Here is a 24,234-nt window from a genome sequence, read left to right as displayed (position 1 = left end):
TTGAAGGAGGTCAGCTACTTGGTGATGTCTTCACCAAAGTACTTTTCCGAAATCTTTGTCAGCGTGCCATCGGCAGAAAGTTCATCCAGCGCGCCATTGATCGCGTCGCGAAGTTCTGGCTGATCTTTCTTCAGCGCCACCACGGTCTCAGTCTTTTCTTCTGATTCCGCAGCAATCTTGATGCCGTCATCCGGGTTAGTGTTCTGCGAGTCCAGGTAGGTCAATTTGTCGTTGATGGTCGCATCCACACGTCCCTGCTTCAATAGTGTGACCGCCTGTGCCCAGCCCTCTACTGCCTGGATCTTCGCACCGGCAGCTTTAGCGTCATCATGGAAGCTACTGGTCAACGACTGAGCGGTGGTTTTTCCTTTGAGTGAGTCGAAGGAGGTGATATCTGTGTTGTCGCTCTTGGTGACGATGACTCCGCTGGAGTAGTTATATGGCTTAGAAAGTAGGTACTTTTCTTCGCGCTCAGGGGTCACGCTGACCTGATTGGCAATCACATCAAATCGGCCAGCTTCTAGACCGGCAAAGATGCCGTCCCACTGAGTTTCCTGATATTCGACCTTGACCCCAAGCTGTTCGCCAACAGCCTCAATGACCTCGACATCAAAGCCGGTGAGCTTATCTGCCTCATGGTAAGAGAATGGTCGGTAGGTACCCTCGGTGCCAACGGTCAGGACACCGCTGGATTCCACGTGCTGCAGGAGATTCTCATCGGTGGCGCCGGAGGCGTCGGAACCGGTGGTTGATGAGCCACACGCACTCAGTGCCAGTGCGAGTACTGCAGTGATTGCAAGGAGTGGAGCTGTGCGCTTCATGATGGCCTAACTATTTGAGGTGAGGAGGTGATCTATACCTTGATCAACTGTGCTTAGCGACGCGGTATTCCGTAAGATTCCCGTGAATACCCCAACGAAGCAACTGACGTGTCATATAACTTCTTTTGCGCATTCTCAGCTACTGACCTGATCTTGGCTAAATTCCAAGCAGTAAAGCCAGTAACACCATCATTGGTATGGCACAGATAGTGGTGATTAACACCGTATCTTTCGCAACGGTCACACCACGTTCATAACGTTGGGCGGTGATGAAAATATTCTGCGCGGTAGGTAACCCGGCCATGATCACCGCGGCAACGAGCATCCCACCGGTGAGTCCAAAAAGATAGGCTGCGGCAAGCCAAGCGATCAATGGTTGGATGAATAATTTAGCGGCTGAACCGACCAACACATCGGCTCGGCGCCCGGACTTCTTGTCCAGAGGTTTGGAACCAACTAAGGAAATGCCAAAGGCCATCAGCATGGCGGGAATTGACGCACCTGAAATGAGTTCAATGGGTGCTAAGACGAGTTCCGGAACCTTAAAACCAGTCAACGCCACCACCAGCCCTAATAGCGAGCCGATGATCATGGGGTTCTTGGCCGTGGCAACCAGCAGCGCAATTGGTGTGGTGCGGTGAGTACTGGTGGTGGCGTCGAGCAACGCAAGATTAATCGGCTGATAGATCGCCAATTGAAAGAGGATGATGGGTGCCGCATGGGACATATCGCCCAGTACATACAGGGCAATAGGCAAACCAAGGTTTGCGGAGTTCACCGTCGAAGCGGACATCGCCGCGACGATCCGTTCGGCTGGCTCGCGGCGCAACCACTTGTAGGTCGCCAAATGGTAGATCACCGCCGTGAGTCCGGCAGAAATAGCCGCCACCCACATCAGTGGACCAAGAACTGCGACGGGATCTGATTCGGCCAGAGTGACAAATAGCAGCGCTGGGCTGGCGACAAAAAACGTCAACCGGCTGAGTACGTGGCGGCCTTGCTCACCGAGCACCCCGGTGCGACCGACCAGATAGCCCACTAAAATCACTATCCAGATAATCGAGAATCCTGACAGTACTCCGGTCATTCGGACTCCTCGGGTCAACAAATCTGGGGTGATGCCAATGCAAAACGTCGGGACACCCTGGGGTGTCCCGACGTATCTAAATGCGAGCGGGCGACGGGAATCGAACCCGCGTATCGAGCTTGGGAAGCTAGCGCTCTACCATTGAGCTACGCCCGCAATGCACCGAGCGGCCTATTGACGGCCCGGGCAAAACCCAGCTTATCCTACGAAAAGGTCAGGTCAGAAATCCGCATTCGGTGATGACAAAATCAGACTTCGAGCTTACTCGGAGCGTTTTTGCTTCAGCAGTTCTTCCTTCAGAATTGCCACGCCATCGGCTGGAACCTCAAAACTCAGTTCATCTCCCGGATTCACCACAAAACCGGTGCCTTCTAAGGCACGCACAATGGTGGCACCCTGAACCTTCACACCATAGGGTGCCATATCGATGTACGTGCCAGGGATACGATCCAAGCCGGTGAATAAAGCCACCATTGCTGCGCCCTGTGGATTGGTCAGCAGCATTGGTTGAGCATTTTTGTTTTCTTCGGTCACTTCTTCCCGCGAAAGGAAGTACACCTCGGCGGTCATGAAAGCACTGATTACCGAACCGGAGAGCTCAGGTTTGTTAAGCCCGGCCTGCAGCATCATTTCAAAGTGAGTTTTGGCCCGGGCCCGTTCCTGGTCCATTGGCGTTTCGACAACCATATTTGGACGTTCGTCGGGGTTGTTTCCGTCCAGTGGGGTATTGCTGTTTTCGGAGCTCATGTAGACAAGCATGTCGCGCAAAACCCGCAGGTGCAAACACCGAATGAGGTTTTTTGGCACAAAGGCCTAAAATAGACGAAGAGCAATCATCTTCATTTCCAAGGACTGAGCATGCCTGAATTTCGTTATGAAGATCTTCTGCCGATTGGCGAGGATCAAACCCCATACCGCATGATTTCCTCCGAAGGCGTCGACGTAGTCGCCGGACCGGACGGTAAAAATTTCCTGCAGGTAGCACCCGAAGCACTGGAGCAGCTGGCCGAAACGGCACTGCACGATATTAATCATTACCTGCGTCCGGCTCACTTACAGCAGCTGCGCAACATCCTTGATGATGACGAGGCCAGCCCGAACGACAAGTTCGTGGCGTTGGACCTGCTGAAGAATGCAAACATTGCTGCCGGTGGCATCCTGCCAATGTGCCAGGACACCGGAACCGCAATTGTCATGGGTAAGCGTGGCCAGCGTGTGCTGACCGAAGAGCAGGACGAGATTTCGCTTTCCCGCGGCATCTACAACGCGTACACGCGTTTGAACCTGCGTTACTCGCAGCTTGCCCCGATCACCACCTGGGAAGAAAAAGCGACAGGTAATAACCTGCCAGCCCAGATTGATCTGTATGCCGATACCAAGCCTGGCCACGATACGGACTATAAGTTCCTGTTTATGGCCAAGGGTGGCGGATCTGCCAACAAGTCATTCCTCTACCAGGAAACCAAAGCAATCTTGAATGAGAACGCCATGCTGACGTTCCTCGATGAGAAGCTGCGTTCCCTAGGTACCGCTGCCTGCCCGCCGTACCACCTGTCCATCGTGATCGGTGGCACCAGCGCCGAAATGGCGTTGAAGACCGCCAAATACGGTTCGGCAAAATACTTGGATTCGTTGCCTACAGAAGGCGCGATGACCGGTCGTGGTTTCCGCGACACCGACCTGGAAGAAAAGGTCCTAGAACTGACCCGTCACTTCGGTATCGGTGCCCAGTTCGGTGGTAAGTACTTCTGCCACGACGTGCGCGTTGTGCGTTTGCCTCGACATGGTGCCTCCCTGCCAGTGGCTATCGCGGTTTCCTGCTCGGCGGACCGTCAGATGATGGCCAAGATTACCGCCGATGGCCTCTTCGTTGAACAGCTGGAAACCGATCCGGCACGCTTCATGCCAGATGAAAATCACCCGGCGCTGGCCGCCCACGATGACGAGACCTCCGGTGTCTCGGGCACCGGCGGTTCGTCGGTAGTGAAGATCGACTTGAACAAGCCAATGGCTGAGATTCTGGCTGAGCTTTCTAAGTTCCCAGTTAAGACTCGTCTTTCGCTGACCGGCCCACTGGTAGTGGCCCGCGATATCGCCCACTCCAAGATCAAGGAACGTTTGGACGCAGGCGAAGAAATGCCACAGTATTTGAAGGACCACCCGGTCTACTATGCAGGTCCGGCGAAGACCCCTGAGGGAATGCCTTCGGGTTCCTTCGGTCCAACCACTGCTGGTCGTATGGACTCCTACGTGGATCAGTTCCAGGCCGCTGGCGGTTCGATGGTCATGCTGGCCAAGGGTAACCGCTCCGGACAGGTGACTGCCGCCTGTAATAACCACGGTGGCTTCTACCTTGGTTCTATCGGCGGCCCGGCCGCCCGTCTGGCCCAGGACTGCATCAAAAAGGTTGAGGTCCTCGAATACGAGGAACTTGGCATGGAAGCAATCTGGCGCATTGAGGTCGAAGACTTCCCAGCATTCATCGTCGTAGATGATAAGGGTAATGACTTCTTTGCCGAGACAATGAAGCCAACCTTCACCGGCATTCCGGTCCGCGCTAAGTAGCACGCACCACGGAGGTTAAACACTGCGGGATCCAGTTCAGTTGAACTGGATCCCGCAGTGTTTAAGACTTAGCGAAACTTGAACTATTCCTGAGTGAAGCCAAAGCCCCAGTCCCGGTATGGGGGAAGGAAACGCAACACGAGCAAATCATCGTCGTTAACCTGATTCGTTTCGTCTGCGGACTTCTTTTCGTCCTTCTTCGGTTCATCTGCTGGCTTTGATTCTTCTTCGACGGTCACCGAATTTTCTACGGTTTGAGCATCGTCTTTGGCGCTGTCTTGTTTTGCGTCGCGTAGCATCTGATGATATTCCTCAAAGGTTTCAGCCTTTGATTGTTTCATCGCCGCCGCATGATCCTTGCCGACATAGCGCACATGCCAAGGCTCATACTTATACCCGGTAATTTCTTCTTTACCTTGCGGGTAGCGAATGATCAGACCGTAGTCTGCGGCGTGCTCAGCCACCCAGATACCGGCCTTGGTCTGACCGAAGGATTCCTTCAGATCTGTGGAACTACCAATGCTGCCTACATCCGCGGCGAGACCTAGTTGGTGTTCGCTGGTGCCCGGGCGAGCAGAAATGCGTTCGGCGTAGGTTGTACCGTACTTAGCCTGGTACTGATTGAACAGCACCGCTTGGCGACCGTAAGAGCGGTAAGCACTCAACAACTTCAGGCTATGGCCCGCATTGCGGGCTCCGGCCATGAGATCTTCCACTGCTTCGGCTGCTTTAGGGCGTAGCTTATTGGAGGTGCCAGCAACATTTACCAATTTTTTCGGTGTGTAGTCGGCTGGAGAGAGCTGAGTTTGAGGGTTAATCAGCGCAAGATAACTTGCGGCGTCACTAAATTCCTCTGCCTGAACCACTGGAAGAGGCTTGGGAGCTGCCTGCGCCGCGACACTTCCAGAGAGCACAACAACACCTGCCAACAGGGCACTGGTGAGGGTTGAAGCCAAACGCATAAACGTACTTTCTGTTGTGTTCGAGCAGGCAAGACACAGGTCTCTACTCCACGATAGCCCGAAAACCTGCGCGGTCTATGAGAATTTGAGCAGAAGCACATGTTTTTTACGCTTGTGGACGCGCCATTCTCTGAAGAGCCCCACTACCAAATATCGGGGGTAACATCGAATGGCGGACTCTGTGCTGTAGCTTGCGTCCCACAGCATCACCCAACCACCAAGCAAGGACCGAGAATCACTTGACTATGAAGGAACTGAAGTCCGACGGGTTTACCGGTTTTCGGCCCATCAAGACCTTAGAAATTAATCGGGTCCCGAATCGCCAAGGGCTCTTTGTCATCATGCGTCCGGCAGACTTCACCCCGAAATTTCTGACGAAAAGCACGGCAGGAGTCTTCAAGAAGAAAGACCCTTCGTTGCCTGTCGCAGACTTGAGCGAACGTTGGGTGGACTCGGCACAGATCCTGTACCTGGGCAAAGCCGGACCGGGAAGCCAAGGTAATCGTGGGCTTCGAATTCAGCTCAAGGAAATCATTGATTTTGGTGCCGGCAAGCCGCCTGGCCATTGGGATAGCCGTTTGGTGTGGCAGCTAGGCGGAGTGGGGAAACTGATCATCGCGTGGAAAGAGCTCCCAGCTGAAGAGCTGAACGCGGCACTATCCGAGTATCAGGCTCGCTTTATTGAAGAACACGGTCAGCTTCCTTACGCGAATCTGGTTCAAAGTCGACGTTAAAGCGTAGAAAACGGGCCGAAGTTCAGCTTCGGCGACATTTGAACACTTCTTTTTACGTCCAGACTGCGACTTCCGGTACCGAACAAGATAACTTTAGATACGTGTTGTATTCAGATGGTGACATTCGTCGAGAAATTGCGTCCGGTGAAATTGGCTTAGCCCCTTTTGACCCTGAGATGGTGCAGCCCGCATCCGTAGATGTGCGCTTAGACCGATTCTTCAGGCTCTTTGATAATCACAAGTACGCTCATATCGATCCGGAGCAGGATCAAAATGAGCTGACCCGCCTGGTTGAGGTGGCTGCGGATGAACCCTTCATCTTGCACCCGGGGGAGTTTGTCCTAGGTTCTACCTACGAGGCGGTGAGCCTGGGCAACGGAGTCGCTGCTCGGCTCGAAGGCAAGAGTTCGTTAGGTCGGCTCGGTCTGCTGACCCACTCGACCGCCGGCTTCATTGACCCGGGATTCTCCGGACACGTCACCCTTGAACTCTCAAATATGGCCACCTTGCCAATCAAGCTGTGGCCTGGTTCAAAAATTGGTCAGCTTTGTTTCTTCAAGCTCACCTCGGACACCGAGCACCCTTATGGTTCTGGCCCTTACGGTAACCGTTATCAAGGTCAGCGTGGCCCGACTGCTTCACGCAGCCACTTGAATTTCCACCGGACGAACATCGCCGACTAAGTTCGAACAATATTGCTCAAAACCGTGGTTGCTCCTTTATCTCCTGGGCACACCACGGTTTTTTGTTTTTAGTGCATCAAGGAACTGTCGCCCAGCCAGGAACCAATAGCAAAGGTCACTACCAGCGCGGCGGCTCCACCGATGAGTACCCTGAGCGTTGGACGTAACAGCGGTGCGCCTCCCAGTTTGGCACCCAACGCACCGGTCACCGCCAGCGCAAGCAACACGGCAACAAAGGTCACGGGTATTTTCAGTGGGCCGGGCAAAAATACCGCGGTGACGAAGGGCAAAATTGCGCCGGTAAGGAATGCGATTGCCGAGGCGAAGGCCGCATGCCACGGGCTGAGCACCTCGTCCGGGTCGAGATTTAGCTCAGCATCCAAATGGGCGCGCAACGCATTATGCTCGGTCAGTTCTTGGGCAACTTGTGACGCGGTCTCGGGCTTCAACCCTTTAGCTTGATATAGACCGGTCAGTTCTTCGAGCTCCGCTTCGGGAGTATCGCGTAGCTCTGCCCGCTCTTTTTCGATCAGCGCTCGCTGGGAATCTGCGGCGCTAGCTACCGAAACATATTCCCCCAAGGCCATTGATATTGCTCCACCAATGACCGCGGCGGCACCAGCGGTGATGATCGGTGCATTGGCGGTCGTGGCACTGGCGACACCGACCACCACTGCAGCCACCGAGACGATGCCATCATTTGCACCTAAAACCCCGGCGCGTAGCCAGTTAAGTCTTTCGGCGACATTCCGATCATGCGGCTCGACACCGTGCACAGGTTCTTCTTGTTTCATAAGGCACAGTCAATCATTAGGAAACCCAACATTGCTAGTCAGTGACGGATCATGAGAGAACTTTTAGTTGTCTGATGTTTTGCGTGGCGATTGAATCGGCAAGAGCAGGAACAACCCAATCAATAGCACCACCAAGATGCCTAGAATTCCGTAGCGCTGCGCTTCTCCACTTGCCACGAAGGGCGTAGCTAGGGCGATGGCTAGACCAAAAAGCAGCGGAGCTAGGAAGGAGACCGCACGTCCGGTGGTTGCGTACAGGCCAAAAAGTTCACCTTCACGGCCAGGCGGAATCATCCGCGACAGGTAAGAACGTGAGGCGGATTGTGCCGGTCCAACAAAGAGCGTGAGCAACAGGCCGAAAATCCAGAATCCTCTGGCTTCGGGGGAGAAGAACACTCCAGCGCCGGCAACCAACAAGCCGATCAATGAGCCGGTAATAACCGCTTTGGGGCCAATTACATCATCGAGTCGGCCTCCAAGCACGGCACCGAGTGCGGCGACCATATTGCCAACAATCGCGAAGATGATGACCTCGGTCAAGGTAAAACCGAAAGTTCCTGAAGCGATCACGCCGCCGAAGGTAAATATTGCACTGAGCCCATCACGAAAGACCGCGGAGGAGCCGAGGAAAAACAATAGATTGCGGTCTTCTCGCCAGAGTCCCACGATTCGTCCCCACAGGACCTTGTAGGACTGTGAGAGGGGAATCTTGGTGGATAGCGTTGAAGCGGACTCGGGAATAACGAAGAACAAGGGCAGAGCGAAGATCAAACACCATGCGGCGCTGAAGACGGCGACCCAGCGCAGGTTCAGTGAATCGGTGGTATTTGCTCCGGGCCAGTCAATGATGGGTTGCACAAACCCAAAGAGCACCAAGGCCAGCGCAAGAATTCCACCAACGTACCCCATGCCCCAGCCGAATCCGGAGACCTTACCAACGGTGGCCCGGGTCGAAATTTGATTGAGTACCGCGTTGTAGTTGACCCCGGCGAACTCCGAGAATAGTGAAAGCGCGGCAATAATTGCGACACCAAAGATCAGGAAGCTTGGGTCAGGGTAGACAAAAAATCCGGCGGCACACACCACCACGAGCAAGAAAGTGTTGACCATAATCCAGAGTTTGCGGCGTCCCGCAGCGTCGGCGCGCAGCCCGGTCACCGGCACCAGCAAAGCGATCAGCAAACCAGCCAGTGACAAAGCCATAGAGAGCACCAGCGAGGAATGGTCGGTGTCGCCGAAAAGTTCACTGGTCAAATACACGGTGAACACGAACGTGATCATCACCGCGTTGATTGCTGCCTGGCCCCAGTCCCAACTGGCCCAAGCCCACGTGTATTTATTGAGCCACTTGTCACCCGGTTGTATTACCGCCGGTTCAATTTTCGTTCCCATGTGGGCATCGTACAGGTTTGTGGTGATCAGTAAATGAATTTACTGGCGGATATTCCGCTCTCGGAATTCATTCCGGTGTTCTCCCTTGGCACAAAAGCTTCGCATACCCCTCGACAGTGCATAAAATCCCGCTCTGGGCTGATAAAATTGCGTAGCGGGCATTTTTTGTTCGTCGGACTCTGGCCCCTTGTTCAGTCGACAGAGGAGACGTGTGTTAGTAATTCTCATTGCACTCTTTGCTACGGCAGTGTTGTGTCCAATACTGTTTAGAGCATTAAAAAGAAATGCCTTTTATGTTGTAGCAATAGTTCCTGCAGCGGGATTTATTTGGTTGCTCACCCGCATTCCTGCGGTACTCGCAGCTGATCCGACACTTTCCTCCGGTGCTCCCAACGCGCCACCTTCACTGAGCATCGACTGGATTCCTGGCCTGAATATCGGGCTGAACTTCCGCTTGGACGCCTTAGCCGCCAGTCTCTTGCTACTGATCCTGGGTGTCGGCGCGCTCGTACTGATCTACTGTGGCCGCTACTTCAAAAATGATGACCCACAAATCGGTGGATTTGCCGCCAAAATGGTGGCCTTTGCCGGTGCCATGACCGGGCTGGTGACTGCAGATGACGTCATCATCATGTTTATCTTCTGGGAAATCACCTCGGTACTTTCCTACTTGCTGATTGGTTTTAGTCAGCATCTGATCACCGCGCGCCGCTCGGCCATGAATGCGCTGATCGTCACCACCTTCGGCGGCTTGGCAATGCTTGGTGGGTTGTTGATGATCGGCGTTCAGACCGGGAGTTACCGGCTCTCGGAATGGATCGCCCAATCGGATCAACTGGTGGCCAGCGGCATGTTTGTCGACGTGGCCATCGCCCTGATTTTGATTGGCGCGATCTCCAAGTCTGCATTGGTTCCATTCCACTTCTGGCTGCCCGGCGCAATGGCGGCACCCACCCCGGTCTCCGCCTACCTCCACGCTGCAGCCATGGTGAAGGCCGGCGTTTACCTGATCGCCCGGTTAGCCCCAGGATTCTCCGACACCACCTTCTGGGTTCCTATCACCGTCGGTATCGGTGTGCTGACGATGCTGATCGGCGGCTTCCGGGCACTGAAACAATATGACTTGAAGCTGATCCTCGCCTTCGGTACCGTCTCCCAGCTTGGTTTCATCATTGCCATCTTTGGATTTGGTACCGCCGAAGCGGCCTTCGCAGCGCTTGCCCTCACGCTGGCTCACGGACTGTTTAAAGCCACCTTGTTCCTCACCGTGGGCATCATTGACCACAACACCGGTACTCGTGACATCCGTAAGCTTTCGGGTCTGCGTCGCAGCATGCCAGGCTTGGCGCTGATCGCCACTATCGCCGTCGCATCTATGGCTGGTATTCCGCCGCTCTTTGGCTTTGTAGCCAAGGAGGCGGTGTACGAAGCTGCCTTGCATTTGGAGACCGGGTGGGGAATCTTTGCGCTGATTGGCTTGGTCCTCGGCGCGGCACTGACCATGGCGTACTCCCTGCGCTTCTTGGTTGGCGCGTTTGGCGTGAAGAAAAAAATTGCGGGCCTGACAACTACTAAACGTCCGTCGCTGATCTTCCTCAGCCCGCTGCTGGTGCTTAGCTTATGCACCCTGATTCTTGGCCTTTACCCGGCACTGATTGAACCACTGGTAGCGCATTGGTCGCTCTTGCAAGGTGGACCGGGCGACATGCATTTGAAGCTGTTTGCCGGGTTTAACTCGGCACTGGGTTTGAGTGCGATCTCGGTGAGCATCGGTATCTTGTTCTTCTGGTTGCGTAAGCGCACCGATACCGGCGCACCGCTACGCCGCAATATGATTTCTGCCGAGGAAATTTACCGTGTAAGCATCAACGTCGTTGACCGCGTTGCGATTTGGATTACCGGCCGTACCCAGCGTGGTTCCTTGTCCTTCTACCTGGGCGTGATCTTGATGGTTGTGCTCATCTTGCCACTGTCCATCGCCTTGACGGTCGAAACACCGTGGCCGACAAATTGGGTTATTGCTGACCACCCGGCACAGCTGGTGATCGGTGCGATTATCATCGTCGGTTGTGTGACCGCCATCGTGGCACCAAAACGTTTCATGGCAGTGCTGATGGTCTCGGTGACCGGTTACGGCATGGTCGCGATCTTCGCACTGCAAGGTGCCCCGGATCTGGCCCTGACCCAGCTTTTGGTTGAAACTATTGTGTTGGTTTCCTTCGTGCTGGCGTTGCGTGCACTGCCTAAACGACTCTGGGTCGGGCTGAGCACAATCAAGTGGGGCCGTGCAGTACTGGCCATCGCGCTGGCGCTGATGGTGGTGTACATCGCGATCGCGATGATGGCCGCACGTAGCGAAGCACCAATTTCACTGTCCTTCCCGGATCTTGCCTACTACGAGGGCTTCGGCAAGAACATCGTGAACGTGACGCTGGTTGATATTCGCGTCTGGGATACCTTCGGAGAAATCACGGTGCTTGCCGCCGCTGCTACCGGTGTAGCCTCGCTGGTCTTTGCCGGGCGCGGCTTTGGCACTCGGCTACGCGCCCATGAAGTGGCCCCGGGAAGTATCGACCGCGGTTCCGAAGCGATGGGAGACCAGAGCAGCAAGGAAGTTGGGTTGCGGGTGGCACGCCGTTTTGCGACCTCCAGCAACCAAGACTGGCTGATGGCCGGTAACACCTTGGTCGCCGAACGCCGTTCGATTATTTTTGAAGTTGTCACCCGACTGGTCTTCCACACCGTGTTGTTGCTCAGTGTGTATGCCTTGCTCTCCGGACACAACACACCTGGTGGTGGCTTCGCAGGCGGATTGATCGCCGGACTGGCTTTGACCATCCGCTACCTAGCCGGCGGACGCGTGGAACTTTCAGAATCAATGCGTATTGCCCCGGGCATGCTTATCGGTGGTGGCCTAGCCCTAGCCGGTATCGCCGGGCTGGTGCCAGTGCTCTTTGGCGACGCGATCTTCACCATGTATGCCTGGGAGTTCTGGTTGCCAATCTTTGGCGAACATAAGTTCGTCACATCAACAATTTTCGATATTGGAGTGTATTTGGTGGTCCTTGGTCTCGTACAGGACGTCTTACGCTCACTGGGTAGCGAAATCGACGAGCTGTCCGAAGGACGCTCGCCGGTGGAACAACACGATGTCAGCCACTCCGCAACCTTGGGGGTGGGACGATGAGCGTCAACATTACCTTCTTGGTAATCACCGGGGTGCTGCTGGCTGCCGGGTTCTATCTGGTGCTTGAACGCACCCTGACCCGGGTGCTGTTGGGCATTATGCTGTTGGGCAACGGGGTGAACCTGCTGATCTTGACCACCGGAGGACGGCGCGGTGTTGCGCCGCTGTTCGACTCAAACAGGGATCCGAACGAATATTCTGACCCGCTGCCACAGGCACTGATCCTCACCGCGATCGTCATTACCTTCGCGGTAACCGCATTCTTGCTCGCCATGATCTACCGTTCTTGGGCACTGACCAGCGCGGATATCGTGGCCGATGATACCGAAGATATTAAGGTATCGCAGTCCACCGCATATGACGAAGAAGAAGATTCACCGGTAGCCGAGGACACGACAGAATTCGTCGATGAAGAAGGCCGACCAATTCGAGAAGGGGAGGAGTAAAAATGAACTTTCTAGAACTCTCCCCCTTAGCAGTCCTACTCCCGATTTTCGGTGCTGGCGCGGCCTTCCTCGCCCGACGCCGGTTACGTACCCAGCGTCTGATCACTATCGGCATTTTATGCCTGACCATGGTGTTAGAAGTTGGAATGGTCGCCGCGGTCTGGGGCGGAGAAAGCTATGCCATCCACATTGGTGGCTGGGATGCACCGTTCGGTATCGCGCTGATGGTCGACGGCTTTAGCGCCTTCATGCTCTTGATCTCCACCGTGGTATCCCTGGCGGTGCTGCTCTACGCCACCAGTCAAGGTCTAGCCGATGGTGACGAGCCTGGACCAGTATCGGTCTTCCACCCCGCCTACCTGATTCTTCTAGCCGGCGTCTCCAACGCCTTCCTCGCCGCTGACCTATTCAACCTTTATGTCGGCTTTGAAATTCTCTTGACCGCCAGTTACGTGCTGCTCACCTTGGGTGGCACGGCCGAGCGTATTCGAGCCGGTACCACCTATGTGGTTGTTTCGGTGGTCTCCTCGGTGATATTCTTGATGGCCATCGCGATGATCTATGCGGCCACAGGTACCGTGAATATGGCAGACCTGGCCGTCAAACTGCCAGAGCTTGATCAAGGCCCGCAGCTGATCCTGCACGTCTTACTGCTCATTGCCTTCGGCATCAAAGCAGCCGTTTTCCCGCTTTCGCTCTGGCTTCCGGACTCCTACCCGACGGCGCCAGCCCCGGTCACGGCAGTGTTCGCCGGGTTGCTGACAAAGGTCGGCGTTTACGCGATTGTGCGTACCGAGACCCTGCTCTTCCCCGGTGGAACGGTGAATGCGGCGCTACTGGTCGTTGCGACCCTGACCATGGTCATCGGTATTCTTGGTGCGTTGGCGCAGACAGACTTCAAACGTATGCTCTCCTTCACGCTGACCAGTCACATTGGATATTTGATCTTTGGTGTCGCGGTCGGCGGCCCATTAGCCATTGCTGCCACAATCTACTACGTGGGTCACCACATCATTGTGCAGACCTCACTGTTCATGGTGGCAGGACTCATTGAACGTCGCGCCGAGAGCGCAAACGTCACCAAACTCGGTTCCCTAGCCAAGCTGTCCCCGGCCTTAGCAATCCTCTTCTTCATCCCGGCAATCAACTTGGGCGGCATACCACCGTTCTCCGGTTTCCTCGGAAAATTCGGACTGTTGCACGCTGCCGCAGCAGATGCAGACGCGCTCACTTGGGTTGTCATTGGCGCAGGTCTGCTGACCAGCCTCTTGACCTTGTTGGCAATTATTCGTGTGTGGGCGCGTATGTTCTGGCGCCGCGCGGCAGACGCCGAGGTACCCAGCGCACAACTGGTGGCCGAATCTACACGGGTCTTGGAACAAACCGCCGTCGGTGGCGCCCAAGCACCTCATTTGGGACGTAAGCTTGCACGCGAGCTGGAAGCGGAATCCTTGCCGTGGGGCATGCGCTATGCCACCGGTTCTCTGGTAGTTGCAGGTATTGCACTCACAGTTTTTGCCGGGCCAATCTTTGCATTCTGCCAGCGCGTAGCGGCCGAGCTGATTGCCCGTGAACCATTTATCAACGCAGTACTACCGTTGAGTTAGGAGGCGTAGACATGCAACCTAAGGACCTCACACCTCGCCATCAGCGTATCGATGATGCGCTGGATACCTCTGGCGTCCGGCACCGCGCCACCTTTAAACAGGAATGGCCGCTGCTCTTATTGTTGATTTTCGTCTGGGGCGCGCTATGGCAAGACTTCTCCATAGGTAACCTGCTCTTTGGCGCGATCTTGTCAATCATCATCATGAATCTATTCCCGCTACCGCCGGTAGTTCTGCCAGGTCGTATTAATCTTTGGTATTGCTTGAAGTTGTTCATCTGGTTTATTGGACAGGTTTTTGCGGCCAGTGTTCACGTGGCGTGGATTGCCGTAGTACGCGGCAAAAAGGCGCGCAGCGCACTGATCGCGGTCCCTTTGCGTACCGAATCAGACCTGATCGTGATGACCGTAGGACACGTACTGACTCTGATCCCTGGCTCGTTCGTAGTTGATGTGGACCGCAGCAGTTCCACGCTGTACCTGCACTACCTCGATGTGAATAGTGACGCAGAAGTGGAAAAAGCTCGAGCTAATATCCGCGATATTGAACGTCGGTTGATCATGGCTATCGGCAGTCCCGACGAATACGAAGCAATCAAAGCCGAAGAAGGCCCAGATTTCTCCACTAGGAGGCCAAGTAAATGATTGAAACTGCAGTATGGATTGGTGGAGTCATGCTGGCACTGGCCTCAATTGCCTGCCTATGGCGAGTCTTCAAAGGCCCCTCGATTCTTGATCGAGTGTTGGCCTTGGACGTCATCTTGCTGATCATTTCCAGCGCGTTGTGCCTCGATATGGCCATCAACCGCCACACGGATTATCTGCTCTTCGTGGTGGTGGCCTGCACACTGGGGTTCATCGGCTCGGTGACGGTCTCCCGCTTTGTCTCGGATCAGAGGAATGCCTAATGGACTTCTTCCTAGAGATTGTTGTTGCTGTGTTGCTTGTGGCAGGTTCGCTGATGTCATTGATCGCCGGAATTGGTTTGATCACCTTCCCGGACCTGCTCTCGCGCATGCACGCGGCGACCAAACCACAAGTGCTCGGATTCTTGCTGTTGTTTGCCGGACTAGCCATTCACCTGCGTAGCTGGATTCTGGTCCCGGTCTTGGTGCTGGCGTGGGGATTACAGTTGCTCACCGCGCCGGTTTCGGCTCACATGATCGGTCGCGCCGGATATCGCACCAAACACGTTGCCAAAGAAACGTTGCATGTTGATGAATTAAAGAGGGTTATCAGCACGCATTCTGAAGCAACTGGAAACACCGGGGCCGTAACAAGAATTGAAGGCACCAAAGCGGACGAGACTGAAAATTCATAAACGAGATTAAACAGTTGTGGGGCGGGCCAGAAGGCCCGCCCCACAACTATAAGTACACAGTATTACTTGCTGAACCTGGAGATCGCTTTGTTTGTTCCGCGTTCGGCGAGCACCTGAAGAATTGCTGCGACTGCGGCGGAAAAGACTGCGAAGGCTAGAGCTTGACGCATCGAGGCTTCAGCGGCTTCTTCGCTGCCCTTGCGAGGTGCAGCATTTCCGGTGAATCCCTGCCATACCTTGTCAATGAGCTTACTTCCGAGCATTCCTGCACCCATAGAAATTCCAAGGGTGATCAGCTTCTGAACTGGATTCATGTGGTCCTCGCATTCGTGTATTGGGGATTCGTTCTGTAACCCAGCATACCTGCGGTATGGTGGGTGAGCAGTAATCATTCCGACAGGGGAGCGTCATGCCGTTCGCGGCGCCAGACGCTGAGAGTGCGATAGATCGCAGACCCTCGAACCTGCTCCGGTTAGTACCGGCGAAGGAAGTCGAGCATCTCGGATGCGGATTGTGTGCGCCATCAAACGCCTACGAGTCCGTACATCTCCCCTCCTGACACAGGAGGACCAACCTTATGAACGTTGCACCAGCAACAACTCGCGCGCAATGGCGCGTGGTAGACATTGTCGTAGCATCAGTGATCGCTGTCGCCTCGGGCGTCATCTTTTGGGCGTGGAACGCAGGCTACGGAATTGTCAGCCTCGCATTTGTCGCGTTCCCACCAGGTACCGCGCTTCTTTCAGGCTTGTGGCTTTTCCCAGCAGTACTCGGAGCGCTGATCATCCGTAAACCCGGTGCCGCACTGTACTGCGAACTTCTTGCAGCCATCATTTCGGCATTGTTAGGATCCCAGTGGGGACTGGGCGTACTAATCTCAGGTGTCATTCAGGGACTGGGAGCTGAGGTTATTTTTGTTGCTTTCAGGTACCGCCGCTGGAATTTACCCGTAGCGTTGCTCGCCGGCTTCATGACCGGTATTTTCGGCGGAATCGGTGAAGCCTACCTGATGGGCTACGTCGCGGAATATACCGAAGCGATGAAACTGTTCCACGTATTTGCCACCGGTATTTCCGGTCTGATCATTGCCGGGCTGTTGACTTGGCTAGCCACTCGCGCCTTGGCAAAAACCGGTGCGCTGGGCGCCTTGACCAGCCGCTCAGCCCATCTGGAAAGCCCGTGGGGACGTGTCTGAAGTGAGTACCACCAGTGCAGCACACACTGCCGAACGTACTTCCGGGCGGGGACTTGAAATTCTTGCCAGCGATTTTGGTTGGCATCATGCCGAACGTGAAGTTCCAGCCTTACATGGACTGAACGTACAGATTCCTGCAGGACAGAAAGTACTCTTGCTTGGTGCCTCTGGCGCCGGAAAATCCACGTTGTTGCACGCCTTGGCCGGGGTGCTGGAAGCAGATGAACGCCAAATTGCTACCGGTGTCCTAAAGATTCACCAGCAAGATGCTTTTGCCCGGAAATTCCCCGTCGGTCTCATGCAGCAAGATCCCGAGACTCAAATCGTACAGAGCCGAGTTGGTGACGACGTCGCTTTTGGTGCCGAGAACCTTGGCATTGCCCCAGAAGTCATCCGGGCCCGAATCCCACAGGTACTCAAAGAGGTAGGGCTTGGAGACCTAGACCTGGCGCACCGCACCCAGGAACTCTCTGGAGGCCAAAAACAACGCCTTGCCCTCGCTGGAATCTTGGCAATGAATCCGGGCCTGATGCTGCTGGACGAGCCCACCGCAAATATTGATCCGGCAGGTATCGAACCCTTGCGAGACGCAGTACTCGCCGCGGCGAATACTACCGGGGCAACACTGATCGTGGTGGAACACCGTCTGCAGGCGTGGGCCAAACATGTGGATCGAGTCCTCGTGCTTGCCCCGGGTGGAGGAATTGTTCATGACCTAGATCCGCAGGCATTATTTGACGATGAAAAAATTCGTCGTGAATTAGCTGCCTCGGGTATCTGGGTTCCTGGCTTTGTTCCAGTGACCGAACCGGTGGGGACCAGCGCTGGCGCACAGTTACTGACCGCGGTTGAACTTCAAGCATCGCGCGGTATCCATGCGGAACGAACCCAACCGGTAAACCTAGAACTGCACGCCTCCCGGGCGCTGGTGGTGCTCGGCGAAAATGGTGCAGGTAAATCCACCTTGGCGTTGACCTTAGGCGGGTTGCTTGAGCCGGCTTCCGGAACGCTTGAGGTAAGTCCGCAACTGTCCCAAGGACAGGGAAATGACCCGTTCAGCTGGCGAGCTGGGATGCTGGTGGCCAGAATCGGGACGGTATTCCAAGAGCCAGAACATCAATTCGTCACCCAGAGCGTCCGTGAAGAACTAGCGTTCGCACCGACACGGGCACGGCTAGCGGGCAGTCAACAGGATCAGTTTGATTCCCAGGCGGTGGAACGACGGGTAGAGGAGTTGCTTGAACGCTTGGGGCTAACGGCGCTGGCAGATGCTAATCCGTTCACGCTCTCTGGCGGTGAAAAGCGCAGATTATCTGTTGCCACGGTACTTGCAGCCTCACCCGATGTGCTCATCCTAGATGAGCCCACCTTTGGCCAAGATGCCAATACGTGGCTGGAACTAGCAACTATTCTCATCGAAGAGTTGCGCTCGGGCACCAGCGTGGTGGCGGTGACTCACGACGTGGATTTTGCCCGTGCTCTAGAAGCGTCGGCACTGCATCTGACTCGTGAGGCTGATAATGCTGGGCGTCGAATCGCTGTGCAGGGTCCAATGCTTGATGCTCCCTTGGGGCGCAGCTGGCTGACAAAGATCAACCCACTGGCCAAGCTTGGAGCCGTTGCGGCTGCAACCTTGCCATTAATCTCTACCATCGACTGGGTCTCGGCCTGTGTCATTATTGGTGCCACACTGCTCGCGCTCCCGCTGGCGGGCTTGAGCGTGGGACGCTTCCTGCGCCGAAGCTGGCCACTGATTATCGCTGGGGCCTTGGCCGCGTGGGGGATCGCCTTGGTGGGTGAGGACTCCGGGGCCACACTGATTAGTCTAGGAATTCTTAGCATTAGCGAAGGATCGGTGAATGCCGGAATCGCCACCGGGTTACGTGCCATGGCCTTAGCCGTACCCACGGTCCTGCTACTGAGTTCCACCAATCCCAGCGATCTTGGCGGGGCCTTGGCTCAGCAGCTGAAGGTGCCGCACCGCTTCGTCTTGGGTGCACTTGCAGGCATGCGATTGCTAGGTTTACTCGTGGAAGAATTTACCACCCTCACCTTGGCGCGCAGGGCGCGCGGAGTGGGAGACCTACGCTCACCGATACAACGGGTGAAAGCCAAACTTGGCCAGGTATTGGCATTGCTTGTCCAAGCGTTGCGCCGCGCAGGAAGGCTCGCAGTGACTATGGAAGCCAAAGGTTTTGGTACCGGAACGCGCACCTGGGTACGCAGTGCAACCTTCACCTTGCGTGATGCAGCGGTGCTGACAGTTGGTATTTTGCTTGGCTCGGCGGCCATCGGTGCAGCCCTGTGGGCGGGCACCTTCAACCTAGTGTGGACCTAACGAATTGAATCGCTCAGGTCGCTGAGCTCCGCATGGAGCTCAGCGTCCAAGCGCAGCGGTTTGGCATCGATGGTGTGTACCGGCGTGAGCAGGCGTACCGAGGAAACCAACCAGACGCCATCAGCGTTGTAGAGGTCCTCGGGGCGCAACGGACCGTAGCCCAGTTCCCAGCCGTATTGTTCGGCTGCGTCAAAGATTGCGCTCTGCGTGGTCCCCGGCAAAATACCGGTTTCAAGCATCGGGGTGATCAATCGTTTGGTGTCGCCGTCGCGTTGCGCCAGCAAGACCGTAGACGTTGGGCCTTCGAGAACTACACCATCTGAAGAAGTGAAAATTACGTCTTGAGCGCCGTGTTTCTGCGCGAAGCGCAAGGCCGCCATATTCACTGCATAAGACAGGGTTTTGGCACCCATCAACAGCCATGGGGCGCGTTCGGCAATTTTTGAGTCGTAGCCACGATCCAACAGCAGGACGTCGATTCCTGTTTCGCGCTGGTCTTTACCAAGCTGTGGTGCTGGTGAAACAGTCACCCAGCAAAGAGCCTGTTCGGCATCCGTGGAGCCTCGCGAAACAACGAGTTTCACTACGGCTTCTTCGGCGCCGCCGTCGGCATCAAAATCGGCGACGGCCGTATCAATGGCCGAACGCCAGCGGTGTTCATCGGGGATGACCAAATCACAGGTTTCGGCCGAGATAGCCAAGCGGGCCAAATGCGCTTCCATTTTGCGCACTGCCTGGTTGGTGTAAAGCATCGACTCAAACACACCGTCTCCGCGTGTCACGCCCTGGGCGGTTACTGGAAGTTGGGGTGCATTAATATCTGCTAGACGTCCGGCAGGATATGCCGGATCTAGGAATACGAGTGAGCTCATAGTTAAAGATTATCGAAACTTTACTGTTCTACGCGCCATCAAAGGCTCCAAGGACGAACAAGTCGCTCACAGGACGATAGTCTAAGCAGAGAGTTTGAGGACTTGACCGCGCAAAACACGTGAAAGTCATGAAGAAATAAAGAACGGGACGTGTCTGAATGTTGCCTAGTGGCGAATTTATGCTTCATCTGGGGGCAGTGCTCTGGCCAGTTGCCGTCACTATCGACATTATTTTGCGCTTCGTGATGATTGGCATCGTCCCGGGAAACCGCCGACCTACCACCGCCATGGCATGGCTGTTGGCAATTTATTTCATCCCTGTGGCAGGACTGGTTGCGTACCTGTTATTCGCTAACCCACGTTTATCCCGGCGGCGTTTAGAAAAACAAGCTCGCGCAAACGAAAGCATTACCAACGCCACTTCCCATATGAAACTTCCTGAGGAGTTTCACTCCTCGGAGGAATGGGTGGAATCGGTCGTGGTGCTCAACCGCAAACTCGGTGCATTCCCACTTGATGGTGGAAACAAAATTGAGGTGCTTTCCAATTACAAAGCATCTTTGGAAGCAATGCGAGAGGCCATTGAAAAAGCCCAGCGTTACGTCCATATCCAGTTCTACATCATGGGTGATGATGAAGAATATGTTGGTCCGGTGCTTGACGCCTTGGAAGCTGCAGCTCGGCGCGGTGTCAACGTCAGACTGCTTTTTGACCACCTGGGCACCTTACGTGTCTCCGGCTACCGTGACCTGAAAAAACGGTTGCGCGCCTCAGATATCGAATGGCGGGCCATGCTCCCCATTGATCCTATTGGCAGACGCTGGAGGCGTCCGGACTTGCGCAACCACCGCAAGATCTTGGTGGTAGATGGTGTCATGGCCTTCACCGGCAGTCAGAACCTCATTGAACCGGGTTACAAGCGCGAGTCCTCACACAACCTTGGCCGGGAATGGGTCGAGATGATGATCCGGGTTGAAGGTCCGCTGGTACGTAGTTTGGATGTCACCTTTGCCACTGACTGGTGGCAGGAAGATGACACCACCGACGTCCTGTCGGATCTGACCGAAGCTTCACACCCGCTGTCCTTGGCAGATCAGCCCGGAACTACGCTGGCGCAAGTTTTGCCCAGCGGTCCAGGTTATGAATCTGAAAACAACCTACGACTGTTCAACACGTTGATGTACTCGGCTACCGAACGGTTGAACATCACTAGCCCATACTTTGTGCCTGATGATTCGCTGCTTTATGCCATCACCACCGCCGCGCAACGTGGGTTGGAAGTGAACTTGTATGTCTGCGAAAAGGGAGACCAGTTCCTAGTCCACCACGCGCAACAGTCTTACTACCAGCAACTATTGCAGGCCGGGGTCCGGATCTACCGTTACCCGGCGCCGATGGTGCTGCACACCAAGTGCTTCACCGCTGATGACGATGTTGCGGTGGTTGGTTCATCAAATATGGATATGCGTTCATTTAGTTTGAACATGGAAATCTCAGTGATGATGCTTGGCCCGGAAATGGTGAACGCGGTCAATGAAGTTCAAGATCAATACCGTGAGATCTCTTCGGAGCTGACCTTAAGCGAGTGGCGTCGCCGTCCGCGCTTACAGCGCTGGATCGATAACGTCTGCCGGTTGAGTGCAACCTTGCAATAGCGAACGCTTAAGGACGCAACGGGAAGTGTGCGCCTAATGCGCGCAGCACGCCCACAGACTTGGTGATCACTTCCTCCCATTCCTCGTGAGGTTGTGAATCCGCGGTAATTGCACCGCCTAAGCCAAGGCTCAAATCCCAACCGCCGCCTGCAATCCGGTCACAGACCAAGGTGCGGATCACCACCGAAAAATCTGCTGAGCCGTTGTAACCGAGGTATCCCACGGAGCCGGAGTAGAGGCCCCGCGGGCGTTGGCCTTCAAGGTTGTCTAAGATTTCCATGCTCGAAAGCTTGGGTGCGCCGGTCATTGAGCCCGGGGGAAATGCTTCGCGTAAAGCCAAGGCTGCATCACGCCGGTCTCGAAGCGTGGCATCAATGGTGGACACCATTTGATGTACCGTCGAATACGTTTCCACCGCGCATAGCCGTTTGACCTCTACCGAACCGGGAATCGCATAATGCGAAAGGTCGTTGCGCAATAGGTCAACGATCATAATGTTTTCGGCACGGTCTTTGGGATGTGTGGCAAGGTCATGAGCCAAAGCAAAATCTTCGTCTTCGTCCCGGCCACGTGGACGGGTCCCCTTGATTGGCTCGGCGCGAAGGTGGCCGGAGGAATCTAAACTTAAGAATCTTTCCGGAGAGATACTTGCAACTTCCAGTGTGTCCATGCGCAGGTAGTGGGCGAAGGGCGCCGGGCTGGACTCGCGCATTGCACAGTACGCCTCAAAGGGTGAAAATTCTGGCGTCTGTGCCGTCAAAACCGTAGTGAGGCAGGCTTCGTAGGTGTTGCCCTCAAAAATTTGTTGTTGCACCGCCCGGACTTTTTGCTGGTATCCGCTGGCCGAATCGGCGCATTCGAAGCTCAACGGAGGTAAGGGTACACAGTGCCGGGAGCCAGCGGTGTCCAGGGCATTGATCAGCTCTCGGAGCTCTGGTACTCGAAGGGTTGGGCAATGCAGCATTAAGCGATTCAAGCGGTGGTCCACCACTAGGACGGTGTCCGGGCAAAAGAACTGAGCATCGGGGCGAATGGTGGCGTCACTAAGCTGGACGCTGCGATCTTTCGCTCCCACTTCGCGGTTGAGTTCATAGCCTAGATAGCCCACCCATTGAGGCATCGGATAATCACCGCCGACATCTGCGTGCTGGGGCCAGAGGTGATGCAGGGCAGTAAAGAACTGCTCATTAAGACGCACGGTGCTGCCGCCAACGGACACGGTGGTTCCGGAGGCATCATTGGTGAGTGTGGCCGCTGCCGGATCCAGTGCCAGGGCGAGCACAGAGTATCTATTACGATCTAAAGGATCAGTGAGTTTATGGCTCGTTGACTCCAACAACGCGGCTTTTGGCAGTCCTTGGGCTAGCGATTCGAATAAAGCAGCCACATCCTGCGGAGCCTTAAAAGTTTGTTGTAGCTCAGGTGCCTGTACCGCTTCTTCACGCGGCAGCAATTGTTGTAATTTTTCGGGAAGGAAGTGGTGCACTGTGCGCAGTTGATGGGCCGGAGTTTGTTCGGCGGCACCGTCCAAGATGATGGTGGCGTAGGTCTGCGGGGCTTCTGCCTGCAGATATGCAGCCTCTTGGTCAGCCCATCGTGCCCAGTAAGGGCGATATGTTTCGCCGTCACGGGCCAGCGCGCGTTCGCGGCGCAACACGGCAGGGGCCTCAAGCCAGATACTCACGTCGAGGTGTTCACGTGCGGCGGCGCCGGCGGCGCCGACTCCCTCAACAATGACCACTCGACCAGGGGTAAAGGAGGTGAGGGCGCCGAATTGGTTAGTCTCCCAGTCCCAGCTGTGCCAGGAAACTTCGTGGCCCGCTGCCAAATCTGGCAATAGCTTGGAGTAGAGGTCTCGGGCCTGTCCCAATCCATCCCATCCGGGATAAAGATCTTCTAGGTGCAGCACACTAACGGTTTCCTCGGCACCCAGCAGGGTCGCCAAAGCCGCAGCAAATCGTGTTTTGCCCGCGCCGGAACGGCCGTCGAGGGCAATAATATATGGTCTATCGGTTTCCACGAGAGGCGATGTTACTCCGCACATAATCAACGAGGGCTGGCAGGCTGGCAGAAACCATCTTCCAGGTTTCTCTAAAATCTCCGGCATCTCCATACCAAGGGTCATAGACTCCTTGGGTTTCATGAGGTTCGTTAGCCACGGCCGGGTCAAAGGACCGGAACATGCGCAGTTGTGGACGTTCGTTCTGATCTATCTCTGCTAAGTGCGGAACGAGAAATTCGAAGTGGTCGGTATCCATGGCTAGCACTAGATCAACTTGACCAAGCTCATTTTGGGCAATTTGCGTGGCAACGTGTTCCGAAGCGTCAATTCCGTGAGCACGCAACGTGTTCGCGGCACGTGGATCGATCCCGTTGCCGACCTCACCGTCGGTGGTTGCCCTGGAGAAGAGCTCAACCTCTAAGATTCCTGCATCAGCGAGGGCGCCTTTGAGCATGTACTCGGCCATCGGCGAGCGGCAGATATTCCCTGTGCACACGATCATTATCCGGAACATGTCCTCAGTCTAGACACAAGTCGGGCCAACTTTCGAGAGCTACGCGCCCGATTTAAGACT

Annotated in this window: 22 protein-coding genes, 1 tRNA gene and 1 riboswitch; of the genes, 12 read left to right on the top strand and 11 right to left on the bottom strand. The window is 55.3% G+C overall.

Features of this window, described 5'->3' with window-relative positions; translation table 11 throughout:
* Positions 1-14 precede the first annotated feature (14 nt).
* The 4 genes from ACX5K5_RS12595 to ACX5K5_RS12580 form a co-directional block, all read right to left on the bottom strand.
* Positions 15-821 (bottom strand): amino acid ABC transporter substrate-binding protein, encoded by an 807-nt coding sequence (locus ACX5K5_RS12595; protein ID WP_096255523.1) that lies wholly within the window; start codon positions 819-821, stop codon positions 15-17.
* A gap of 157 nt (positions 822-978) precedes the next feature.
* Complete coding sequence (locus tag ACX5K5_RS12590) at positions 979-1,908, bottom strand: AEC family transporter (protein WP_096255521.1); 930 nt, start codon at positions 1,906-1,908, stop codon at positions 979-981.
* A gap of 85 nt (positions 1,909-1,993) precedes the next feature.
* Positions 1,994-2,064: transfer RNA gene (locus tag ACX5K5_RS12585), tRNA-Gly, on the bottom strand.
* A gap of 105 nt (positions 2,065-2,169) precedes the next feature.
* A complete protein-coding gene (locus tag ACX5K5_RS12580) occupies positions 2,170-2,655 on the bottom strand; it encodes an SseB family protein (protein WP_170947805.1) in 486 nt (161 codons plus the stop codon).
* A gap of 111 nt (positions 2,656-2,766) precedes the next feature.
* Here ACX5K5_RS12580 and ACX5K5_RS12575 point away from each other — a divergent pair, with 111 nt between their 5' ends.
* Positions 2,767-4,473 (top strand): fumarate hydratase, encoded by a 1,707-nt coding sequence (locus ACX5K5_RS12575; protein ID WP_096255518.1) that lies wholly within the window; start codon positions 2,767-2,769, stop codon positions 4,471-4,473.
* An 83-nt stretch (positions 4,474-4,556) separates the two neighbouring features.
* Here the strand turns inward: ACX5K5_RS12575 and ACX5K5_RS12570 are convergent, their stop codons facing one another.
* The gene (locus ACX5K5_RS12570; protein WP_096255516.1) at positions 4,557-5,435 is read right to left on the bottom strand and encodes a M15 family metallopeptidase; all 879 of its coding nucleotides are present in this window, start codon (positions 5,433-5,435) and stop codon (positions 4,557-4,559) included.
* 245 nt (positions 5,436-5,680) lie between these two features.
* Between ACX5K5_RS12570 and ACX5K5_RS12565 the strand changes: the two genes are divergently transcribed.
* Positions 5,681-6,169: a hypothetical protein gene (locus ACX5K5_RS12565; protein ID WP_096255514.1), complete on the top strand. Its 489-nt coding sequence runs from the start codon at positions 5,681-5,683 to the stop codon at positions 6,167-6,169.
* A 101-nt stretch (positions 6,170-6,270) separates the two neighbouring features.
* Positions 6,271-6,852: a dCTP deaminase gene (gene dcd / locus ACX5K5_RS12560; protein ID WP_096255512.1), complete on the top strand. Its 582-nt coding sequence runs from the start codon at positions 6,271-6,273 to the stop codon at positions 6,850-6,852.
* 68 nt (positions 6,853-6,920) lie between these two features.
* Here the strand turns inward: dcd and ACX5K5_RS12555 are convergent, their stop codons facing one another.
* Together ACX5K5_RS12555 and ACX5K5_RS12550 are read right to left on the bottom strand one after the other, a co-directional pair.
* The gene (locus tag ACX5K5_RS12555) at positions 6,921-7,646 is read right to left on the bottom strand and encodes a VIT1/CCC1 transporter family protein (RefSeq protein ID WP_096255510.1); all 726 of its coding nucleotides are present in this window, start codon (positions 7,644-7,646) and stop codon (positions 6,921-6,923) included.
* 63 nt (positions 7,647-7,709) lie between these two features.
* Positions 7,710-9,038, bottom strand: a complete 1,329-nt coding sequence (locus ACX5K5_RS12550) for an MFS transporter (protein WP_105675829.1) — start codon at positions 9,036-9,038, stop codon at positions 7,710-7,712.
* A 211-nt stretch (positions 9,039-9,249) separates the two neighbouring features.
* Here ACX5K5_RS12550 and ACX5K5_RS12545 point away from each other — a divergent pair, with 211 nt between their 5' ends.
* Genes ACX5K5_RS12545 through mnhG form a run of 6 tightly spaced genes read left to right on the top strand, consistent with a single transcriptional unit; the run spans position 9,250 to position 15,598 of the window.
* Positions 9,250-12,225: a Na+/H+ antiporter subunit A gene (locus tag ACX5K5_RS12545; protein WP_459174463.1), complete on the top strand. Its 2,976-nt coding sequence runs from the start codon at positions 9,250-9,252 to the stop codon at positions 12,223-12,225.
* Positions 12,222-12,671, top strand: coding sequence for a Na(+)/H(+) antiporter subunit C (locus ACX5K5_RS12540; RefSeq protein ID WP_346059297.1), 450 nt, complete (start codon positions 12,222-12,224; stop codon positions 12,669-12,671). The genes ACX5K5_RS12545 and ACX5K5_RS12540 overlap by 4 nt, the downstream gene beginning before the upstream one ends.
* Before the next feature lie 2 nt (positions 12,672-12,673).
* Positions 12,674-14,278, top strand: coding sequence for a Na+/H+ antiporter subunit D (locus ACX5K5_RS12535; protein WP_459174462.1), 1,605 nt, complete (start codon positions 12,674-12,676; stop codon positions 14,276-14,278).
* An 11-nt stretch (positions 14,279-14,289) separates the two neighbouring features.
* Positions 14,290-14,922 (top strand): Na+/H+ antiporter subunit E, encoded by a 633-nt coding sequence (locus ACX5K5_RS12530; protein WP_459174461.1) that lies wholly within the window; start codon positions 14,290-14,292, stop codon positions 14,920-14,922.
* Positions 14,919-15,185 carry an MrpF/PhaF family protein gene (locus tag ACX5K5_RS12525; RefSeq protein WP_096255500.1) on the top strand — a complete coding sequence of 89 codons (267 nt, stop codon included), beginning with the start codon at positions 14,919-14,921 and terminating at the stop codon, positions 15,183-15,185. Before ACX5K5_RS12530 ends, ACX5K5_RS12525 begins: the two co-directional genes overlap by 4 nt.
* Entirely contained in the window at positions 15,185-15,598 is a 414-nt protein-coding gene (gene mnhG, locus ACX5K5_RS12520) for a monovalent cation/H(+) antiporter subunit G (protein WP_105675821.1), read from the top strand. Before ACX5K5_RS12525 ends, mnhG begins: the two co-directional genes overlap by 1 nt.
* Positions 15,599-15,660: 62 nt before the next feature.
* On the opposite strand, the gene ACX5K5_RS12515 is transcribed toward mnhG, so the two are convergent.
* Positions 15,661-15,912 (bottom strand): DUF4235 domain-containing protein, encoded by a 252-nt coding sequence (locus tag ACX5K5_RS12515; RefSeq protein WP_096254249.1) that lies wholly within the window; start codon positions 15,910-15,912, stop codon positions 15,661-15,663.
* 74 nt (positions 15,913-15,986) lie between these two features.
* A riboswitch (TPP riboswitch) is annotated at positions 15,987-16,105 on the top strand.
* A gap of 70 nt (positions 16,106-16,175) precedes the next feature.
* Here ACX5K5_RS12515 and ACX5K5_RS12510 point away from each other — a divergent pair.
* Complete coding sequence (locus tag ACX5K5_RS12510) at positions 16,176-16,793, top strand: ECF transporter S component (protein ID WP_096254250.1); 618 nt, start codon at positions 16,176-16,178, stop codon at positions 16,791-16,793.
* A gap of 1 nt (position 16,794) precedes the next feature.
* The gene (locus tag ACX5K5_RS12505) at positions 16,795-19,131 is read left to right on the top strand and encodes an ATP-binding cassette domain-containing protein (RefSeq protein WP_459174460.1); all 2,337 of its coding nucleotides are present in this window, start codon (positions 16,795-16,797) and stop codon (positions 19,129-19,131) included.
* Here the strand turns inward: ACX5K5_RS12505 and ACX5K5_RS12500 are convergent.
* Positions 19,128-20,003: an aminodeoxychorismate lyase gene (locus ACX5K5_RS12500; RefSeq protein ID WP_096254251.1), complete on the bottom strand. Its 876-nt coding sequence runs from the start codon at positions 20,001-20,003 to the stop codon at positions 19,128-19,130. The two genes, ACX5K5_RS12505 and ACX5K5_RS12500, sit on opposite strands and share 4 nt — an antisense overlap.
* Before the next feature lie 179 nt (positions 20,004-20,182).
* On the opposite strand from ACX5K5_RS12500, the gene cls reads away from it, so the two are divergent.
* Complete coding sequence (cls, locus tag ACX5K5_RS12495) at positions 20,183-21,658, top strand: cardiolipin synthase (protein WP_229676915.1); 1,476 nt, start codon at positions 20,183-20,185, stop codon at positions 21,656-21,658.
* Positions 21,659-21,665: 7 nt separating this feature from the next.
* Here the strand turns inward: cls and ACX5K5_RS12490 are convergent, their stop codons facing one another.
* Together ACX5K5_RS12490 and ACX5K5_RS12485 are read right to left on the bottom strand one after the other, a co-directional pair.
* A complete protein-coding gene (locus ACX5K5_RS12490) occupies positions 21,666-23,678 on the bottom strand; it encodes a chorismate-binding protein (protein ID WP_181148013.1) in 2,013 nt (670 codons plus the stop codon).
* Entirely contained in the window at positions 23,665-24,174 is a 510-nt protein-coding gene (locus ACX5K5_RS12485) for a low molecular weight protein-tyrosine-phosphatase (RefSeq protein WP_096254254.1), read from the bottom strand. The genes ACX5K5_RS12490 and ACX5K5_RS12485 overlap by 14 nt, the downstream gene beginning before the upstream one ends.
* Positions 24,175-24,234: the final 60 nt, after the last annotated feature.

The sequence above is a fragment of the Glutamicibacter bergerei genome (genome assembly GCF_054495185.1).
The sequence above is the reverse complement of the archived record's forward strand: the minus strand, read 5'-3'. Positions and strand labels throughout refer to the sequence as shown.

Bases quoted from the DNA above. Each gene is read 5' to 3' on its own strand.
- ACX5K5_RS12595 (WP_096255523.1), bottom strand. From the start codon at position 821: ATGAAGCGCACAGCTCCACTCCTTGCAATCACTGCAGTACTCGCACTG.
- ACX5K5_RS12590 (WP_096255521.1), bottom strand. From the start codon at position 1,908: ATGACCGGAGTACTGTCAGGATTCTCGATTATCTGGATAGTGATTTTA.
- ACX5K5_RS12580 (WP_170947805.1), bottom strand. From the start codon at position 2,655: ATGAGCTCCGAAAACAGCAATACCCCACTGGACGGAAACAACCCCGAC.
- ACX5K5_RS12575 (WP_096255518.1), top strand. From the start codon at position 2,767: ATGCCTGAATTTCGTTATGAAGATCTTCTGCCGATTGGCGAGGATCAA.
- ACX5K5_RS12570 (WP_096255516.1), bottom strand. From the start codon at position 5,435: ATGCGTTTGGCTTCAACCCTCACCAGTGCCCTGTTGGCAGGTGTTGTT.
- ACX5K5_RS12565 (WP_096255514.1), top strand. From the start codon at position 5,681: ATGAAGGAACTGAAGTCCGACGGGTTTACCGGTTTTCGGCCCATCAAG.
- ACX5K5_RS12555 (WP_096255510.1), bottom strand. From the start codon at position 7,646: ATGAAACAAGAAGAACCTGTGCACGGTGTCGAGCCGCATGATCGGAAT.
- ACX5K5_RS12550 (WP_105675829.1), bottom strand. From the start codon at position 9,038: ATGGGAACGAAAATTGAACCGGCGGTAATACAACCGGGTGACAAGTGG.
- ACX5K5_RS12540 (WP_346059297.1), top strand. From the start codon at position 12,222: ATGAGCGTCAACATTACCTTCTTGGTAATCACCGGGGTGCTGCTGGCT.
- ACX5K5_RS12535 (WP_459174462.1), top strand. From the start codon at position 12,674: ATGAACTTTCTAGAACTCTCCCCCTTAGCAGTCCTACTCCCGATTTTC.
- ACX5K5_RS12530 (WP_459174461.1), top strand. From the start codon at position 14,290: ATGCAACCTAAGGACCTCACACCTCGCCATCAGCGTATCGATGATGCG.
- ACX5K5_RS12525 (WP_096255500.1), top strand. From the start codon at position 14,919: ATGATTGAAACTGCAGTATGGATTGGTGGAGTCATGCTGGCACTGGCC.
- mnhG (WP_105675821.1), top strand. From the start codon at position 15,185: ATGGACTTCTTCCTAGAGATTGTTGTTGCTGTGTTGCTTGTGGCAGGT.
- ACX5K5_RS12515 (WP_096254249.1), bottom strand. From the start codon at position 15,912: ATGAATCCAGTTCAGAAGCTGATCACCCTTGGAATTTCTATGGGTGCA.
- ACX5K5_RS12510 (WP_096254250.1), top strand. From the start codon at position 16,176: ATGAACGTTGCACCAGCAACAACTCGCGCGCAATGGCGCGTGGTAGAC.
- ACX5K5_RS12500 (WP_096254251.1), bottom strand. From the start codon at position 20,003: ATGAGCTCACTCGTATTCCTAGATCCGGCATATCCTGCCGGACGTCTA.
- cls (WP_229676915.1), top strand. From the start codon at position 20,183: ATGCTTCATCTGGGGGCAGTGCTCTGGCCAGTTGCCGTCACTATCGAC.
- ACX5K5_RS12485 (WP_096254254.1), bottom strand. From the start codon at position 24,174: ATGTTCCGGATAATGATCGTGTGCACAGGGAATATCTGCCGCTCGCCG.